At 70.0% G+C, this 18,675-nt stretch carries 14 protein-coding genes and 1 tRNA gene; 6 read left to right on the plus strand and 9 right to left on the minus strand.

What is annotated here, in order from left to right:
* Positions 1–57: 57 nt before the first annotated feature.
* From pepN to ACZ46W_RS14035, 3 genes are all read left to right on the plus strand, one after another.
* Entirely contained in the window at positions 58–2,541 is a 2,484-nt protein-coding gene (pepN, locus tag ACZ46W_RS14025; protein ID WP_468336309.1) for an aminopeptidase N, read from the plus strand.
* A 439-nt stretch (positions 2,542–2,980) separates the two neighbouring features.
* Complete coding sequence (locus ACZ46W_RS14030) at positions 2,981–4,396, plus strand: pyridoxal phosphate-dependent decarboxylase family protein (RefSeq protein WP_468336312.1); 1,416 nt, start codon at positions 2,981–2,983, stop codon at positions 4,394–4,396.
* Positions 4,393–5,805: a lysine N(6)-hydroxylase/L-ornithine N(5)-oxygenase family protein gene (locus tag ACZ46W_RS14035; RefSeq protein ID WP_468336315.1), complete on the plus strand. Its 1,413-nt coding sequence runs from the start codon at positions 4,393–4,395 to the stop codon at positions 5,803–5,805. The genes ACZ46W_RS14030 and ACZ46W_RS14035 overlap by 4 nt, the downstream gene beginning before the upstream one ends.
* Positions 5,806–5,833: 28 nt before the next feature.
* Here ACZ46W_RS14035 and ACZ46W_RS14040 read toward each other — a convergent pair whose 3' ends face one another.
* Positions 5,834–7,621: a bifunctional metallophosphatase/5'-nucleotidase gene (locus tag ACZ46W_RS14040; protein WP_468336318.1), complete on the minus strand. Its 1,788-nt coding sequence runs from the start codon at positions 7,619–7,621 to the stop codon at positions 5,834–5,836.
* Positions 7,622–7,791: 170 nt separating this feature from the next.
* Between ACZ46W_RS14040 and ACZ46W_RS14045 the strand changes: the two genes are divergently transcribed.
* Positions 7,792–8,538: an SIMPL domain-containing protein gene (locus ACZ46W_RS14045; RefSeq protein ID WP_468336321.1), complete on the plus strand. Its 747-nt coding sequence runs from the start codon at positions 7,792–7,794 to the stop codon at positions 8,536–8,538.
* Positions 8,539–8,658: 120 nt separating this feature from the next.
* Entirely contained in the window at positions 8,659–10,089 is a 1,431-nt protein-coding gene (gene pyk / locus ACZ46W_RS14050) for a pyruvate kinase (RefSeq protein WP_468336324.1), read from the plus strand.
* 5 nt (positions 10,090–10,094) lie between these two features.
* Here pyk and ACZ46W_RS14055 read toward each other — a convergent pair whose 3' ends face one another.
* Together ACZ46W_RS14055 and ACZ46W_RS14060 are read right to left on the minus strand one after the other, a co-directional pair.
* Positions 10,095–10,883: a helix-turn-helix domain-containing protein gene (locus tag ACZ46W_RS14055; protein ID WP_468336327.1), complete on the minus strand. Its 789-nt coding sequence runs from the start codon at positions 10,881–10,883 to the stop codon at positions 10,095–10,097.
* Between the two features lie 85 nt (positions 10,884–10,968).
* A tRNA-Leu gene (locus ACZ46W_RS14060) sits at positions 10,969–11,051 on the minus strand.
* Positions 11,052–11,146: 95 nt separating this feature from the next.
* On the opposite strand from ACZ46W_RS14060, the gene ACZ46W_RS14065 reads away from it, so the two are divergent.
* A complete protein-coding gene (locus ACZ46W_RS14065; protein WP_468336330.1) occupies positions 11,147–11,803 on the plus strand; it encodes an ANTAR domain-containing response regulator in 657 nt (218 codons plus the stop codon).
* 71 nt (positions 11,804–11,874) lie between these two features.
* On the opposite strand, the gene ACZ46W_RS14070 is transcribed toward ACZ46W_RS14065, so the two are convergent.
* The 6 genes from ACZ46W_RS14070 to ACZ46W_RS14095 all read right to left on the minus strand — a co-directional run bounded on the left by ACZ46W_RS14070 (position 11,875) and on the right by ACZ46W_RS14095 (position 18,623).
* Positions 11,875–12,591, minus strand: a complete 717-nt coding sequence (locus tag ACZ46W_RS14070) for an ABC transporter ATP-binding protein (protein WP_468336333.1) — start codon at positions 12,589–12,591, stop codon at positions 11,875–11,877.
* Positions 12,588–13,742: an ABC transporter ATP-binding protein gene (locus tag ACZ46W_RS14075; protein ID WP_468336336.1), complete on the minus strand. Its 1,155-nt coding sequence runs from the start codon at positions 13,740–13,742 to the stop codon at positions 12,588–12,590. The genes ACZ46W_RS14070 and ACZ46W_RS14075 overlap by 4 nt, the downstream gene beginning before the upstream one ends.
* Positions 13,743–13,746: 4 nt before the next feature.
* On the minus strand, positions 13,747–15,486 hold the full coding sequence (locus tag ACZ46W_RS14080) for a branched-chain amino acid ABC transporter permease (protein WP_468336339.1): 1,740 nt from the start codon (positions 15,484–15,486) through the stop codon (positions 13,747–13,749).
* Between the two features lie 5 nt (positions 15,487–15,491).
* On the minus strand, positions 15,492–16,424 hold the full coding sequence (locus ACZ46W_RS14085) for a branched-chain amino acid ABC transporter permease (protein WP_468336342.1): 933 nt from the start codon (positions 16,422–16,424) through the stop codon (positions 15,492–15,494).
* 100 nt (positions 16,425–16,524) lie between these two features.
* Positions 16,525–17,757, minus strand: coding sequence for a branched-chain amino acid ABC transporter substrate-binding protein (locus ACZ46W_RS14090; protein ID WP_468336345.1), 1,233 nt, complete (start codon positions 17,755–17,757; stop codon positions 16,525–16,527).
* A 467-nt stretch (positions 17,758–18,224) separates the two neighbouring features.
* Positions 18,225–18,623, minus strand: coding sequence for a hypothetical protein (locus tag ACZ46W_RS14095; protein ID WP_468336348.1), 399 nt, complete (start codon positions 18,621–18,623; stop codon positions 18,225–18,227).
* Positions 18,624–18,675: the final 52 nt, after the last annotated feature.

Here is an 18,675-nt window from a genome sequence, read left to right on the forward strand (position 1 = left end):
TCAGCCCTCAGAAGAACACCCGTGCCCCGGCCCCGCCCCATCGGGCAGCATGGGCCCATGCCCGTACTGACGCGCGACGAAGCGCAGACCCGAGCCCGGCTCCTCGACGTCCACCGGTACACGGTCGACCTCGACCTGACCACCGGCGAAGAGACCTTCGACTCCACCACCGTCATCCACTTCACCGCCCGCGCCACCGGGAACACCTTCGTCGAGCTCAAACCGGCCACCCTCCGCTCCGTCACCCTCGACGGCTCGCACCTCGACCCCGAGACCCTCGCGGACAACCGGCTGCCCCTCACCCTCACCGAGGGCGAGCACACCCTCCGCATCGACGCGGCCATGCGCTACTCCCGCACCGGCGAGGGCATGCACCGCTTCACCGACCCCAGCGACGGCGAGACGTACCTCTACACCCAGCTCTTCATGGAGGACGTCCAGCGCGTCTTCGCCGCGTTCGACCAGCCCGACCTCAAGGCCGTCTTCGAGGTCGCCGTCACCGCCCCCGACGGCTGGACCGTCCTCGCCAACGGCATCACCGAGCACACCGGCGGCGGCCGCTGGCAGGCCGCGCCCACCCCCCTCATCTCCACCTACCTGGTCGCCGTCGCCGCCGGCCCCTGGCACTCGATCCGCACCGAGCACGCCGGACTGCCCTTCGGCATCCACTGCCGCCGCTCCCTCGCGCCCTACCTCGATGCCGACGCCGACGAGATCCTCGACGTCACCCGGCAGTGCTTCGACCGGTACCACGAGAAGTTCGAGGAGCCGTACCCCTTCGACTCCTACGACCAGGCGTTCGTCCCCGAGTTCAACGCGGGCGCCATGGAGAACCCGGGCCTCGTCACCTTCCGCGACGAGTTCGTCTACCGCTCCGCCGTCACCGTCACCGAACGCCAGACCCGCGCCATGGTCATCGCCCACGAGATGGCCCACATGTGGTTCGGCGACCTCGTCACCCTCAAGTGGTGGGACGACATCTGGCTGAACGAGTCCTTCGCCGAGTACATGGGCTACCAGATCATCAACGAGGCCACCAGCCGCTACCCCCACACCTGGATCGACTTCGGCGTCGCCCGCAAGGCCTGGGGATACGACGCCGACCAGCGCCCCTCCACCCACCCCGTCGCCCCCGACCCCGACGCCGTCCCCGACACCGCCTCCGCGATGCTCAACTTCGACGGCATCTCCTACGCCAAGGGCGCCTCCGCGCTCCGCCAGCTCGTCGCCTGGCTCGGCGAGAAGGAGTTCCTGGCCGGCATCAACACCCACTTCGCCCGCCACAAGTTCGCCAACGCCACCCTCGCCGACTTCATCGAAAGCCTCGCCTCCGCCACCGAGCGGGACGTCCACGGCTGGGCGGAGCGATGGCTGCGCACCACCGGCGTCGACACCCTCACCCCGGCGTACGACCGGGCCACCGGCACCCTCACCGTCAACCGCACCGGCAGCCGGCCCCACCGCATCACCGTCGGCGTGTACGACCACGACCTCGCCGACGCTCGGCGCCTGGTGCTCCGCGACCGCCTGGAGGTCGACGTCCCGCAGGACACCCCGGCGCACCTCCCCGGCCCCCGCCCCGCGCTCATCGTCGCCAACGACGGTGACCACACCTACGCCAAGATCCGCCTCGACGCCCACTCCGAGGAACCGGCCCTCCGCAACCTCTCCGGCATCCCTGACGCCCTCACCCGCGCCGTCGTGTGGAACTGCCTGCGCGACATGGTCCGCGACGGCGAACTCGAACCCACCGCCTACCTGGAGACCGCCCGCGCCCACCTGCCCGAGGAGAAGGACCTCGCGATCGTCCAGGGCGTCCTCGGCTTCGCAGCCGTCCAGATCGCCGACCGGTACGTCCGCCCCGAGGACCGCCCCGACGCCCTCGCCACCCTCACCGACCTGTGCCGGGACCTCATCCGCCGCACCGAGGACGGCGACCACCCCGGGCTGCGCCTGATCGCCGTGCGCCACCGCATCGACACCGCCGCCCACCCCGACACCATCGCCGCCTGGCTCGCCGACGGCACCGTCCCCGGCGGCCCCGAGCTCGACCCCGAGCTGCGCTGGCGCATCCTGGGCCGGCTCGCCGTCCTCGGCGCCACCGACGAGGCCGCCATCGCCGCCGAACTCGACCGCGACGCCAGCGCCACCGGCCAGGAGGGCGCCGCCCGCTGCCGCGCCGCCCTGCCGACGCCCGAGGCGAAGGCGGCCGCCTGGGAGCGGATGTTCACTTCCGACACCCTCTCCAACTACCTGTTCACCGCCACCGCCCAGGGATTCTGGCAGCCCGAACAGGCCGACCTGGTACGGGAGTACGTCTCCCGCTTCTACCCCGACGCCACCGCCCTCGCCGACCGCCGGGGCCCCGCCATCGCGGAGGCGGCCGGCCGCTACGCCTTCCCCGCCCACGCCGTCGACCCCGCGCACCTGCGCCTGGCCGAGCAGCACCTGGAGTCCGACAACCTCCTGCCGGCCCTCCGCCGCAAGCTCACCGACCAGATCGACGACCTGCGCCGCGCCCTCCGCGTCCGCAAGGTCTGACCGCCCCCGGCCCCAACCCCGCCCGGCCGACAATCACCCCCGGCCCGGGCGGGGCCCCACAACGCCCCGCCCCGACAAGTGGGCCGGGCACCCAAGCGGCCGGGACCCGCACCCAAGCACCGCCCCCACCCCTACCCGGAGCACCGCCCCGCCCTTACCCCGGAACCCCGGACCCCGCAACCCCGGACCCCCGACGCCGGGCTCCGACACCCGGCCCCCGACGCCGGGCTCCGACACCCGGCCCCGACCGCCCCACCGCCACTGCCGCGCGCCACCGGGAGGAGCGGGACCCGGAAGCCCACCCCCGCCGGCACCCCATGACCATCCAACTCCCGCCATTAGCACGCCCAACCCGCCCCGCCACCCCCTCGTCCCCCTTTCGGGTTGTGATCGCCCCGCACCGCAACCGCGCTCCACCGGGCCGGGCCAGGCTGGCAGCATGAGCAGCAGCCCGTCGAACACCCCGTGGAGCATCCCGTGCGGCCCGCCGCCCCTCGCCGGAGGCCCCGGAGGAGCCGACGCGCTGCGGCCGCTCGTCGCAACCGTGCTGGACGCGCTCCGCGAAGGCGCCGCCGCCCGCGGCGGCCCGCTGCCGCCGGGCGGCCCCGAAGCGGTCACCGCACACGTGCGGGACGCGCTCGCCGACGTCCTGCCCGAGACGGGCACCGGCGCGGAGGAGGCCCTCCGTACCCTCGTCACCGCCCTCGCGTACGGCGCCGCCGACCCCGCCCACCCGCTCTGCGCCGCGCACCTCCACACCCCGCCCCTCGCGCTCGCCGTCGCCGCCGACCTCGCCGCCTCCGCGCTCAACCCGTCCCTCGACTCCTGGGACCAGGCCCCCGCCGCCTCCGCCCTCGAACAGCTCGTCACCCGGGCGCTGGCCACCCGGACCCACCCCACCGGCCCGGCGCCCGACGCGCTCGTCACCACCGGCGGCACCGAGTCCAACCACCTCGCGCTCCTGCTCGCCCGCGAGCACCACGGCCCCACCCTCCAGACCGTCTGCGGCGCGAACGCCCACCACTCCATCCGCCGCGCGGCCTGGCTCCTCGGCCTCCCCGAACCGGTCACCGTCCCCGCCCCCGGCGGCACGATCGACCTCACCGCCCTCGCCGCCGTCCTCACCGACCTCCGCGGACCCCTCCTCGTCACCGCCACCGCCGGCACCACCGACACCGGCGGCATCGACCCGCTGCCCGAGATCGCCGACCTGTGCGACACCCACGGCGCCACCCTCCACGTCGACGCCGCCTACGGCGGACCGCTCCTGTTCAGCGACACCCGCCGCCACCTCCTCACCGGCCTCGACCGCGCCCGCACCGTCACGCTCGACCTGCACAAACTCGGCTGGCAACCGGTCGCCGCCGGCCTCCTCGCCGTACCCGACAGCACGCTGCTCGACGCCCTCGCCCACACCGCGCCCTACCTCAACCCCGACGACGACACCCGCGCCGGCCTCCCCGACCTCCTCGGCCGCTCCCCGCGCACCAGCCGCCGCCCCGACATCCTCAAGGCCGCCGTCACCCTCCGCGCCCTCGGCCGCACCGGCCTCGGCGACCTCGTCGACCGCGTCTGCGCCACCGCCCAGCAGCTCGCCGACCTCGTCGACAAGAACCCCCACCTCGACCTCTACGAACGCCCCACCCTCACCACGGTCCTCTTCCGCCCCACCGACGCCCCCGACGACACCGTCGCCACCACCCGCCGCGACCTCCTCACCCACGGCCACGCCGTGCTCGGCCGCGCCCACGCCGACGGCCGCCTCTGGTTCAAGGCCACCCTCCTCAACCCGCACACCACGCCCACCGACCTCGACACACTCATCGCACTCGTGGAAGGCAGCACCACCCGATGACCGGCAGCACACCCCAGCGCGACCCCGACCAGCCCCACGACCTGGTGGGCATCGGCATCGGTCCGTTCAACCTCTCCCTCGCCGCGCTCGCCCACGGCGTACCCGGAGGTCTCGCCGCCGCCTTCTACGAACAACGCCCCGCCTTCCACTGGCACCCCGGCCAGCTCATCGACGGCACCACACTCCAAGTCCCCTTCCTCGCCGACCTCGTCACCCTCGCCGACCCCACCAGCCCCTGGACGTTCCTCAACTACCTCCGCGGCCGCGAGCGCCTCTACCCCTTCTACTTCGCCGAGCGCTTCCACATCCACCGCGCCGAATACGACGCCTACTGCCGCTGGGTCAGCGACAACCTCCCCGGCCTCCACTTCGCCCACCAGGTCGACGCCGTCCGCTGGAACCCCGAACGCGACCTGTTCGAAGTCGACTACACCCAACTCGACCCCAACGGCGAAGCCGAAGCCCTCGGCCGCACCCACACCCGCCACATCGCCCTCGGCGTCGGCACCGAGCCGTATGTCCCCGAACCGCTGCGCCCCCTCGCCGAACAGCCCGCCGTCCCCGTCATCCACTCCGCCGACTACCTGCACCACCGCGAACGCCTCCTCACCGCCGAGCACATCACCGTCATCGGCTCCGGCCAGTCCGGCGCCGAGATCTTCCTCGACCTCCTCCGCACCCGCCCCGCCGGAGCCGAGAAGATCCACTGGCTCACCCGCACCGAGGCCTTCGCCCCCATGGAGTACTCCAAACTCGGCCTCGAACACTTCACCCCCGACTACACCCGCTACTTCCACGCCCTGCCCGAACAGGTACGCAGCGACCTCGTCCCCCGCCAATGGCAACTCCACAAAGCCATCGACGCCGACACCATCGCCGCCATCCACGACGAGCTCTACCGCCGCACCCTCCACGGCGGCTGGCCCGACGCCGTCCTCACCCCCGGCGTCCGCGTCCGCACCGCCGGCCGCCTCGCCACCACCAAGGTCGAGCTCCACCTCGAACACATCCAGCAGGGCACCCGGGCCCGCCTCACCACCGACGCCGTCATCCTCGCCACCGGCTACCGCGAACGCCCCCTCGGCCGCCTCCTCGCCGGACTCGACCCCTACATGCGCCGCGACTCCGCCGACCGCCCCCGCGTCGACGCCCACCACCGGCTCGTCCTCGACCCGTCGGTCACCGGCTCCATCTACGTACAGAACGCCGAAACCCACACCCACGGCGTCGGCGCACCCGACCTCGGCCTCGCCGCCTGGCGCAGCGCCACCATCCTCAACCACCTCACCGGCAAGGAGCCCTACCCCCTCCCACGCCGCACCGCCTTCACCACCTTCGGCCTGGAACGGCAGGAGGCGCCCGGCATTCCCAGCCAGACGCCTCCACTCAAGACCCACCGCGACCGCTAGGCCGCGAGCTCTGCCAGGCCGCGAGGTCTCAGAACACCGGCACACCGTCCCGGGTCAGTCGCCAGTCCACCGACGCGAACCGGCCCGGGTCGACCGTCCCCTGCGCCTTCACCCACTGGATGATCGTGTTCCGGATCTCGTCCGAGTTCGCCCACACCTGCTTCGCCCCCGCCACGTGCGGGAACGCACCGCCACCGGACGCCCGGTAGTTGTTCACCGCCAGCACGAACCGCGCCGCCGGGTCCAGCGGCTTGCCCTGGAACGACAGGTTCACGATCCGCGACCCCGCCGGCTTGGCGATGTCGATCTCGTACGACAGCCCGTACACGGCGTCATAGTTGTAATCCGGCGTACCGCCCGCGTTCGTCAGCTTTGCCGTGTCCACCGGCGCACCCGCCGGGGTCTGGACGTAGTACCGCGCCGAGAACTCCAGATAGTCCTTGAGCTGCGCACCCGTCAGCAGCCGCGCCTCCAGCGTGTTCTCGAACGGGTACAGCCCCGCCGCGTCCCGGATCGTCACCGCACCCGCCGGAATCCGCGCCGAACGGGAGAAACACGACGCCTGCGACAGCACCGGCAGCGACGCGTACTCGCCACCCGCCAGCGCCGCCTTCACCGTCTCCGCCTGGACGTGGTTGATCAGGTCGATGATCGGCTCGTCCTTCCACGGCGCCTCGGCCGTGGACATCGCGGCCGTCGACGTACCGATCACCTGGTTGACGTACGCCACGACCTTCTCGTGCTCGTCACCCAGCAGCTTGACGATCTGCGGGTCCTCCTCGACGGTGTTGGAGTTCAGCACCTGCGCGCCGACCTTCTCCACCACCCAGCGCCCCTTCGACCACACCACGTCGAAGTCGAACAGCGTCAGCCGCTGGCCCCACTTCAGGGGCTCCGACAGCACGACGTCCTTGCCGGTCTCCTTGTTCCTCACCCGGTACTCGGGGATCTCCGTGTGCGCGTGACCCACCAGGATCGCGTCGATACCCGGCACCTGCTCCGCCACCAGCGCCGCCGCGTTCTCGATGTACGGGAGCTGGTCGCCGTACGAGGACGTGCCGCTCGACCCCGAGTGCGCCGACACGATCACCACGTCCGCGCCCATCGACCGCAGCTTCGGCACCCACTTCGCGGCCTGCTCCTCCAGCCCCGGGAAGACCATCTTGCCGCTCACGTTCGCCTTGTCCCAGATCGCGATGCCCGGGTTCGTCAGGCCCAGCACCGCCACCCGCACATCCCGGCCGCACGGCGTACGAAGCCGGTGCATGCTGTACGGGGGGAACGCCGGACGCAGCGTCTTCGCGTCCAGCGCGTTCGCGCCCAGCAGCGGGAAGTCGCACTGCTCCTGGAACTTCCGCAGCACCGGTATGCCGTAATTGAACTCGTGGTTGCCCAGGGCGGCGGCGTCGTACCCGATCGCGTTCATCGCCTGCGCCATCGGGTGCACCGGCCCGCGCTCGGCGGTGATCGGGTCGACCTTGGCGTAGTAGTACGACAACTGCGTGCCCTGGATGGTGTCGCCCGCGTCGATCAGCAGCGTGTTGCGGCGCCCCTTCTGCCCCCGGACCCGCTCCACCAGCGTCGAGATCTTCGCCAGGCCGACATCGTTGTGGGCCTTGTCGTCGAACTCCTTGTCCGTGAAGTAGTCCCAGTTGAAGACGTTGCCGTGCAGGTCCGTCGTGCCCATCACGGTGAAGGAGTACCGCTTCGCCCGAGGCGCGGCGGCCGCCGCGGGTGCCACGACCGCGCCGGCGATCGCCACACCGGCACCGGCCACGGCCGAACTCCCCAGGAACGTCCTTCGATTCAGCGGCATGTGGTCTCCTTCGTTCAGTGCATGACGCGCGTAGATTCTGGCGCAGACACGCCCCTCGCAACAGCCCCCACAGGTTTCGATCCGATGACCAGGTACGGAAGAGTGGAACGCAGAGCGGAACGCGCCGACCCCCGAGCCAGCCCGGAACCGACCGAAGGAGCCGACCGGCGATGACCCACCCGACCGACCCACCCACCGACCGTCCCAGCGGCCACCGCGCCGACCCGCCCACCGACCTCCCCTACGGCACCCCCCACGCCCCCCGCGTCGCCGTACGCGGCGAAGCCCACCTCGAAGTCGACCCCGAACTCGCCCGCATCGGCATCACCGTCACCGCCCGCGGCACCGACCGCCGCAGCGCCCTCGACGACCTCACCCGCCGCAACACCACCGTCCTCGACCTCGTCAAGAGCTACGGCGACGCCGTCGAGAACCTCCAGACCGGCGCCCTCTCCATCACCCCCGAACTCTTCCGCCACGGCCGCGCCGAACGCGTACGCGCCTACCACGGCAGCGTCCACATCACCGCCGAACTCACCGACTTCACCGCCCTCGGCGAACTCACCACCCGCCTCGCCGACCTCGAACTCACCCGCGTCGACGGCCCCTGGTGGGCCCTGCGCCCCGACTCACCCGCCCACGGCGAGGCCCGCCGCCTGGCCGTCAAGGAAGCCGTCCAGCGCGCCCGCGAATACGCCGAAGCCCTCGGCACCCGCCTCGCCGCCCTCGTCGAGCTCGCCGACCTCGGCGCCGAGACCGCCACCCCGTCCTACCCGCCCGCCACCGGCGGAACCCGCATGGCCTTCGCCGCCGCCACCACCGAATCGGCCGCCCCACCCCTCGACCTCGAACCCCAGCGCCAGACCGTCACCGCACAGGTCAACGCCCGCTTCACCATGCACCCGCCCCAGCTCTGACGCTCATTAGAGCAACCCCCCGCACACATTCAACACTTGTCAATAACCCTTCATCGAAAGGTTGTTGAGTAGTCACGCGGGACCAAATCTCTACCGACCGGTAAGCCATAGGGTCGACCCATGCGCCGAGCCAAAATCGTCTGCACCCTGGGCCCAGCCACCGACACATACGACCAGATCAAGACACTGGTCGAAGCCGGAATGGACGTCGCCCGCTTCAACCTCAGCCACGGCAGCTACGCCGACCACGAGGAGCGCTACCAGCACGTACGCAAAGCCTCCGACGAAACCGGCCGCAACGTCGGCATCCTCGCCGACCTTCAAGGCCCGAAGATCCGCCTCGGACGCTTCCGCGAAGGACCCGTACTCCTTGAACGCGGCGACAGCTTCACCATCACCGTCGAACCCGGCGTCGAGGGCGACCGCCACACCTGCGGCACCACCTACGCGGGCCTCGCCGCCGACGTCACCCCCGGCGAACGCATCCTCGTCGACGACGGCCGCGTCACCCTCCACGTCACCGCCGTCGACGGCCCCCGCGTCCACACCACCGTCCTCGAAGGCGGCATGGTCTCCGACAACAAGGGCCTCAACCTCCCCGGCGTCGCCGTCTCCGTCCCCGCCCTCTCCGACAAGGACGTCGACGACCTCCGCTGGGCACTGCGCACCGGCGCCGACATCATCGCCCTCTCCTTCGTACGCAGCGGACGCGACATCGAGGACGTCCACCGCGTCATGGACGAGGAGGGCCGCCGCGTACCCGTCATCGCCAAGATCGAGAAGCCGCAGGCCGTCGACAACATCGACGACATCGTCGCCGCCTTCGACGGCATCATGGTCGCCCGCGGCGACCTCGGCGTCGAAATGCCCCTCGAACAGGTCCCCATCGTCCAGAAGCGCGCCATCAAGCTCGCCAAGCGCAACGCCAAGCCGGTCATCGTCGCCACCCAGATGCTCGACTCGATGATCGACAACTCCCGCCCCACCCGCGCCGAGGCCAGCGACGTCGCCAACGCCGTCATCGACGGCACCGACGCCGTCATGCTCTCCGGCGAAACCAGCGTCGGCCGGTTCCCCATCGAAACCGTCCGCACGATGAGCCGCATCGTCGAAGCCGCCGAAGAGGACATCCTCGCCAAGGGCCTCCCGCCCCTGACCGAACGCAACAAGCCCCGCACCCAGGGCGGCGCCGTCGCCCGCGCGGCCGCCGAAATGGGCGACTTCCTCGGCGCCAAGTACCTCGTCGCCTTCACCCAGTCCGGCGACACCGTCCGACGCCTCTCCCGCTACCGCTCCCCGATCCCCCTCCTCGCCTTCACCCCCGACCCGGCCACCCGCGCCCAGCTCAACCTCACCTGGGGTGTGGAGACCTTCCTCGGACCGCACGTGGACTCGACGGACGCGATGGTCGCCCAGGTGGACGAGCACCTGCTGAAGATCGGCCGCTGCCAGAAGGACGACATCGTCATCATCACCGCCGGCTCCCCACCGGGCGTCTCCGGCTCCACCAACCTGGTCCGCGTCCACCACATCGGCGAACCCCTGGCGTAACCCGCTCAGTACTTCGGCCCGACGTGCGCGTCCATCAACCCCACGGACGCGCGTCGGGCAACCGAGATGTTGTACGGATTCCCGTTCCGCGTGCAGTGCGTCCACTCCACCCCGAGCGTGTCGAGCGTGTCCGTGAACAACTGCCGGATGTCGTCGGACGCGTTGGTGAAGAAGTACCGCGGATACTCGTACCGCTTCCGCACCCCGCCCACGAGGCGCGTGGTCCAGTTGGTGATCCGGCACCCGTCGGAATGGATGAGCCCCCGGACGAACTCCCACGGGTGGGCGTCGACGATCTCCTGCTGCCAGCCTTCGAGGACGATGCGGCGCTCGTGCTTCTTGCCGGGGCCGTGCTGGGGGAAGAGGCACACCAGGTGCTTCGAGTAGACCTTCACGTTGCGGCATCCTGTGCGGCGAACCCGGCACACCGCGTTGCCCGGGAACACGGTGCGCATGGCCTTCTCGCAGTCGTCCATCAGCCCCGGCCACGTCTCATCGCAGGTGATCATGAGGTTGGGTACTCGGTGAGCCGAGTACTGACTGATGTGACCGTCCCCGAGATACAGGCCCAGAAGGTAGGAGTAGGCGGCTGGGTCGAGGTCCCGCCCATCGCAACGCGGGCACTCCGGGTCATGCTTGCCCGGACACTCTCCGCGCTTGGAGCGATCCACGTGGAGCCAGTACGCGACCGTCCCGGGGGGTACGTCGAGCCGGCGCGCCACGTCCGCGTTCCTGGCGCCGCCGCGTAGGAGCGTCAGGGCCTTTTGTCGCACTGCTGTGCCGTGAAAGTTCATGCGACCACTCTGCGTGAGTGAATGTCACGGTGAGCAGCAAAAAGCGGATGTTCACGAGAATGGGAACATCCGCTTTGGTGCGCTGTACCGGGTGCGGGACTCGAACCCGCAAGCCCTCTCGGGCAGAGGTGTTTGAGACCTCCGTGTATACCGTTCCACCAACCCGGCGAGGTGTCTTGTCGGAGTGTACCCGGTGCCCATGATCCCTGACAGCTAGGTAGGCTCATGGGGAGCTGTACCTGCCCTTGGAACGAGGAGCCCACGTGACCGCCCCCGAGTCGCCCCAGCCCGACGCCGCCGACGACGACAAGTCGCACGTCCCGCCGATGACGACCCGTGTCGTGATCGCCGAGGACGAGGCCCTCATCCGCCTCGACCTCAAAGAGATGCTCGAGGAAGAGGGCTACTCGGTCGTCGGCGAGGCCGGTGACGGTGCCCGTGCCGTCGAGCTGGCGCGGGAGCACCGGCCGGACCTGGTGATCCTGGACGTGAAGATGCCCGTCCTGGACGGGATCTCCGCCGCCGAGAAGATCGCCGGTGAGTCCATCGCGCCCGTCCTGATGCTGACCGCCTTCTCGCAGCGGGACCTGGTCGAGCGGGCGCGGGACGCCGGGGCCATGGCGTACCTGGTGAAGCCGTTCAGCAAGAGCGATGTCGTGCCGGCCATCGAGATGGCGGTGTCGCGGTTCGCGGAGCTGAAGGCGCTGGAGAAGGAGGTCGCGGACCTCTCGCAGCGGCTGGAGACGCGCAAGCTGGTGGACCGGGCGAAGAGCATCCTGCAGACGCAGTACGGCCTGACGGAGCCGGCGGCGTTCCGGTGGATCCAGAAGACGTCGATGGACCGGCGGATGTCGATGCAGCAGGTCGCGGAGGCGGTCATCGAGGACGCCGAGGAGAAGAAGGCCGCGAAGGGCCAGTAGGCGCGGTCGCGTAGGTACGTGAAGAGGCCCACCCCGCGACGGCGGGGTGGGCCTCTTCGTGTGCGTACGGCTCAGTCCTCGCCGAGGTAGGTCTTGCGGACCGACTCGTCGTGGAGGAGGTCCTGGCCGGTGCCGGAGAGCTTGATGGTGCCGGTCTCCATGACGTACGCCTGGTCGGCGAGCGAGAGTGCGGCCTGGGCGTTCTGCTCGACGAGCAGGATGGTGGTGCCCTGGGCCTTCAGCTCGGCGATGGTTTCCATGATCTTCTGCATCATGATCGGGGAGAGGCCCATGGAGGGCTCGTCGAGCATGAGCAGTTTGGGCTGGGACATGAGGGCCCTGCCCATGGCGAGCATCTGCTGCTCACCGCCGGAGAGGGTGCCGGCGGCCTGCTTGCGGCGTTCCCCGAGGATGGGGAACAGGTCGTAGGCGCGCTGGATGTCCTTCTCGATGCCGGCCTTGTCGTTGCGGAGGAAGGCTCCGAGCTGGAGGTTCTCCGCGATGGTCAGGCGGGGGAAGATGTGCCTGCCTTCGGGCGAGTGGGCCATGCCGAGGGCGACGATCTTGTGGGCGGGGATGCCGTTCAGCACCTTGCCCTCGAAGTTGATCTTGCCGCCGGAGGGCTTGAGGAGCCCGGAGAGGGTGCGCAGCGTGGTGGTCTTGCCGGCGCCGTTGGTGCCGATGAGGGTGACGACCTGGCCGGCTTCGACGGAGAAGGAGATGCCCTTGACGGCTTCGATCTTGCCGTAGGCGACTCGGAGGTCCTCAACCTCCAGGAGTGCGGTCACTTGGAGTCTCCTTCTGTGGTGGTGCTGTGCGCGGAGGAGTCGTCCGCGTCGGTGCCCGCCGGGTCCTCGGCGGAGGCGGTCTCGCCGTCGCCGTCCTCCTCCGTGGCGTCCGCGTCGGGGGCGTCGTCCCCGTCCGCCTCGGCCTCGGGGGTGGCGTCCGTGTCCGTCGGGGCGGCGGTGTCCGGGGCGTCGTCCCCGTCCGTGGCGGCCTCGTCGGTGGCGCCCTCGTCCGTGGCGGCCTCGTCGGCGTCGGCCTCGTCCGTGGCGTCCTCGGAGGTCTCGGCCTCGGGGGTGTCGGCCTCGTCCGTGGCGTCCGCCGCTGCTTCCGCCGCAGCGACCTCCGCGGCCTCCTCCGCGCCCGGCTCGCCCTCGAAGGGCGTGCCCAGGTACGCGGCGACGACCCGCTCGTCGCCCTGGACGACCGAGGGCGTGCCCTCGATGAGCTTCTGGCCCTGTACCAGGCAGGCGACCCGGTCGCAGAGGTTGAAGATGAAGCGCATGTCGTGCTCGATGACGAGCACGGCGATGCCCTTGTCGCGGATCGCGAAGATCAGTTCCTCCGCGGCCCGGGTCTCCTGCGGGTTCATGCCGGCCGTGGGCTCGTCGAGCAGGAGCAGGCCGGGGTCGCTGGCGAGCGCGCGGGCGATCTCCAGCTTGCGCTGTTCGCCGTAGGGGAGGTTGCGGGCCAGGTGGTCGGCCTTGTGCTGGAGCCCGATGAACTCCAGCAGTTCCATCGCCCGCTCGTGGGACGCGGCTTCGGCCTTCTTGAAGCCGGGGCCGCGCAGCAGCGCGGACCACAGGCCCTCCTTGGTCCGGGTGTGGCGTCCGACGAGGACGTTCTCCAGGACGGTCATGTTGGCGAAGAGCCGGATGTTCTGGAACGTACGGGCGATGCCGGCCTTGGTCACGAGGTGCGGCTTCGGCGGCAGCACGGTGCCCTTGTAGCTGACCTTGCCCTCGGTGGGGACGTACAGCCCGGTGAGGCAGTTGAAGAACGTCGTCTTGCCGGCGCCGTTGGGGCCGATGAGGCCGACGATCTCGCCCTCGCGGACGGTGAGGTCGACGGAGCGTACGGCGGTGAGGCCGCCGAAGCGCATGGTGACGCCGCTCGCGTCGAGCACGGTCGCGGCAGTGGTGGTAGTGGTGGTCATGGTGTCACGCCCCAGCCTTCGCCGCGCCGGCCGTCGCGTCGTCGGTCAGCTTCTCCTGCTGTGGTACGTCGAGTTGGCCGGTCTCGTGGTACTCGAGCTGTGCGCGCCGGTTGGCGATGAGGCCCTCGGGGCGGAAGCGCATCAGCAGGATGAGCGCGATGCCGAAGCCCAGCAGTTGATAGTCCTTGAGGAACTCCAGCTTGGCCGGGATGAGGTAGAGCAGCGACGCGCCGAGCAGCGGTCCGCTGATGGTGCCCATGCCGCCGAGGATGACGGCGGCCAGCAGGAACGCCGAGTTGGGCGGGACGGGTCCGGCGAACTGGTACATCTCCGGGACGACCGTGCTCTGCACGTGGGCCTGGACCGTGCCGGCGAGGCCGGCGAGGGTGGCGCCCAGCGCGAAGGCGATCAGCTTCACGCGGAAGCCGTTGATGCCCATGGCGGTGGCGGCGGTCTCGTCCTCCCGGATGGCGACCCAGGCGCGGCCGATGCGCGAGTTCTGGGCGCGGCTGAAGACGAGCACGACCACGATCATGGCGAGCAGCATCAGCAGGTAGTAGTTGGCGTACGAGCCGAGCTCGATGCCGAGGACGGTGTGGGACTCCCCGAAGTCGTACCCGAAGAAGTTGAGGTCGGGGATGTTGGGGATGCCGTTGGGGCCGTTGGTGATCTGCGGTCCCGACTCGCCGTCGAGGTTCAGCATGACGATGCGGAAGATCTCACCGAAGCCGAGGGTGACGATGGCGAGGTAGTCGCCGCGCAGCCGCAGCGTCGGCGCGCCGATGACGACGCCGAAGATCAGGGAGACGACGGCGCCGGTGAGGACGGCGGCCCAGAAGGGGAACTGGACGTCGAAGGCGGAGGCCGTCGATCCGGAGACGATGGCGGCGGTGTAGGCGCCGACGCCGAGGAAGGCGACGTAACCGAGGTCGAGGAGGCCGGCGAGGCCGACGACGACGTTGAGGCCCAGGGCGACGGTCGCGAAGATGAGGATGTTGACCGCGACCAGGGTGTACTGGTCGGTGCTCTGGGTGAAGGGGAACGCCGCGGCGGCGACGAAGGCCGCGATGACGGCGATGCCGCGGTACTTGGCGGTGAGAGCGGAGAACCGCTGGACGAGCCCGGCCTTGAGCAGCGCCGCGACGGCGAAGCCGACGGTGATCAGGTAGCCGATGAAGAGCTCGGGGTACTCGGTGTCGATGCCGTAGGTGACCGTGTACAGGCCGGTCGCGAACGCGGCGACGATGATCAGGATCTCGGCCCAGGAGGGGAGTTCCTTCGGCCGCACGAGCTGGCGGCTGTCGTCGGGCAGGCGCAGCGCGGCGAGCGGGATCAGGGTGACGACGGCGGCGACGAAGCCGCCGGGCTCCAGGTTGACCAGGCCGCCGAGTTCGACGGCGATGGCGAGGACGGTGTACCAGGTGGTGCCGAACGCGCCGAGGGCGAGGAGCTTCAGCGGCTTGTTGGCGCCGGCGGGGGTGAGCCAGCCGAGGCCCTTGATGCCGAGGGCGGAAAGGGCGAAGAGCACGAGGAGTGCGCCGGCGACGAGGGTGAGGACCTGGAGGCCGCCGGGGTAGCCGTAGACGGTGAGGTCGCCGGGGAATTCGCTGGTGTACGTCCAGGAGAGGAACGTACTGGCGACGGTGGCGACGCCGCCGAGTGCGACGGCCCAGTACAGGGGCTTCGCCGTGAGGGCGCCGGCCGACGTGGCCGTGGTGGTCTTGGTGGTGGTGTCTGTGGTCATCGCTCTCACGCCCTGTCCGCGACGCGTTCGCCGAGCAGGCCCTGTGGCCTGAACAGCAGCACCAGGATCAGCAGGGAGAAGGCCCATACGTCCTTCCAGGCGCCGCCGCCGAACTGCTCCATGCCGGGGATCTCCTGGACGTACGCGATCGACAGCGTTTCGACGATGCCGAGGGCGACGCCGCCGACCATGGCGCCGTAGATGTTGCCGATGCCGCCGAGGACGGCCGCGGTGAACGCCTTGAGGCCGAGCAGGAAGCCCATCTCGAAGCGGATCTGGCCCTTGTCGAGGCCTTCGGCCACCGCGGCGACGGCGGCGAAGGCCGCGCCGATGGCGAACGCCATCACGATGATGCGGTCGGTGTTGATGCCCATGAGCTTGGCGGTGTCCGGGTCCTGGGCGGTGGCCTGCATGGCGCGGCCGCTGCGGCTCTTGGAGACGAACAGGCCGAGGGCGAGCATGCACGCGGGTGCGGCGACGAGGACGAAGGCGTCGGCGCGGGAGATGGCCAGGTTGTCCAGGATCTTGAACGAGTCGCCCGTGAATTCGGGGAAGCTCACCGGTCCCTTGGCGCCGGGGTAGAAGCGCCATACGAGCTGCTGCAGCGCGATCGACAGGCCGATCGCGGTGATGAGCGGGGCGAGGCGGGGGGCACCGCGCAGGGGCCGGTAGGCGAAGCGTTCCGCGGCGGTGGCCACGGCCACGGACACGATCGCGCCGCCGATGAGCATGAGGGGCAGGGCGACGGCTATGGATATGCCGTTGGGGAGGAGCGTGTACGTGGCGAGGGCGCCGAAGCCCCCGATCATGAAGATCTCGCCGTGGGCGAAGTTGATGAGCTGGACGATGCCGTAGACCATGGTGTACCCGATGGCGATCAGACCGTAAAGGGCGCCGAGGGCAAGGCCGTTGGCCAGCTGTTGCGGCAGTTCGTTCACCGCAGGGCCTCCGATGAGCGTGTCGGATATGAGTCCGCGCGAGGGCGCTGTTTGCGCCCTCGCGCGGCGTGATGCTTTCGTGCGGGGCAGTGCGGTGAGGTCAGTCCTCGAAGGTGGCGGACTTGACGTCCTTCCACTCACCGCCCTTGACCTGGTAGACGGTGAGCTGCTTGTTCGTGGTGTCGCCGTACTGGTCGAAGGAGACCTTGCCGGTCACCCCGTCGAAGGACACCTTGGACATGGCCTCGACGACCTTCTCGCGGGCGTCGGCCGGGACCTTGCCGTCGTTCTCGGCGACGACGGCCTTGACGGCCTGGATGATGGCCCAGGCGGCGTCGTAGGAGTAACCGCCGTAGGCCGCGTACGGGTCCTTGTAGCCGGCCGCCTTGTAGTCGTCGATGAACTTCTTGGCGGTCGGGAGCTTCTCGACCGGGTAGCCCACGGAGGTGGCGAGGTCGCCCTCGTTGGGCTCACCGGAGGCCTTGATGAACTGCGGGTCGTAGATGCCGTCGCCGCCCATGGTCGGGATCTTGGCGCCGGCCTTCTTGACCTGGTCGGAGAGGAGGCCGCCCTCGGGGTACTGGCCGCCGAAGTAGACCGAGTCCGCGCCGGAGCTCTTGATCTTGTCGGCGGTGGAGGAGAAGTCGGTCTCCTTCACGGTGACGCTGTCGGTGCCGACGACCTTGCCGCCGAGGCGCGTGAACTCCTTGGAGAAGATCGCGGCGAGACCGGCGCCGTAGGTCTGCTTGTCGTTGACGACGTAGACCTTGCGCTTCTTGGCGTCGTTGAAGAGGTACTGGGCGGCGAAGCGGCCCTGGATGACGTCGGTGGTGGCGGTGCGGAAGTACGTCTTGAACGGACGCTTGAACTCGCCGGAGCCCCACTTGTCGCCCTGGCTCAGCGACGGGTTGGTGTTGGCGGGGGAGACCTGGGTCAGGCCGGCCTTGTCGAAGACGCCCTGCATGGACTGGGCGACGCCGGAGTTCAGCGGGCCGACGACGCCGAGGACGTCCTTCATGCCGACGAGCTTGGTGGCGTTCTGCTGGCCGGACGCGGGAACGGCCTGGTCGTCGAGGGCCTCGACCTTGAAGGTGACGCCCGGAACCTCGTTGTTCTTGTTCGCCGTCTGGACCGCCAGGTCCACGGAGTTCTTGATGCCCTGGCCGAGCGCGGAAAGCGATCCGGTGAGCGGAGCGTCGACGCCGATGACGACGGTCGTCTTGCCGCCGCTGTCCCCGCCGCCCTTGCCGTCGTCGCGCGACCCGCAGGCGGTCAGGGTGAGTGCCCCCGTGGTGACCACGGTGGTGAGTATGAGCAAGGAACGGTGTCGCACGATGAATCCTTTCCCTGGCGCGGCCTCCTCGGGTTGAGGTGCCGTGTGATCGCCGGGCCGCACTGGATTGATACGCACTGGGTAGGTGCTGGGTAGTGCAGCAGACGCGCCCGGCGGCGCGGTGACTGGCGGTGACTCTAAGCGCAGCCGGTTGAGTGCGGGACTCCCCAAGTCAGGATGTGACTGTCTTGTTATGCCGGAGGGGAGGCCCCGTGTGTGAGGCCTGGACAGAAGCGGGTTTTCCGGTCGGTGCCGTTCTGCTCACATAGTGAGAACGCCCAGTTCCGCTAAGGGGCTTGGGCGGATCATGGTGCTGACAGGGGTCTGAGGCGTGACACGCCTGGCGGGGGGCCGGCGCGGTGCCGGGACGGTGGTCGCGGGTCGGCTGCCTCATTGCGTTTTTGTTACTCAGTGTTACATCGGGGCGGGTCCTCTCTCGTGCGCGGCGGAGCCGGTGGTCGGTCCGTTCAGCGCGGCGGCCGCCAGTTCTCGGAGCTTCCGGTGGCGCCGTCGGCCGCCTCGCAGCGCTCCCGCGTCCGTCGGTCGATCAGCCGCACGGCCGCGGCGCGGCCCTCGCGCGCATCGGTGGCGCGGGCGGCGGAGAGGACGTCGTCGTGGATGGCCAACTGTTCGTTGGACAATCCCTTCTGTTCCCAGTCCAGCCCCGCCCAACTGCTGTTTTTCAAAGCCTCCTTGACCCAGTAGGAGACGAGGGCGGTGCAGATGTCGGCAGGTGTACTGCTGTGCGGTGCGGGAGCTCCGGATTTCGAACAGCCGGTCGTCGAGGGCATGGTGAGCAGCGCGCACAGCACCAGTCCGGCGAGCGGTCCGCGCCGGGCGGTTCCCCGGTGACCCCTGGACCTCATGCGGGCCACGCTAGGTGGTTGCCCTCGGTCACACAATGGCCTTGGCTTGTGC

The sequence above is a fragment of the Streptomyces sp. NPDC031064 genome (assembly GCF_055570965.1).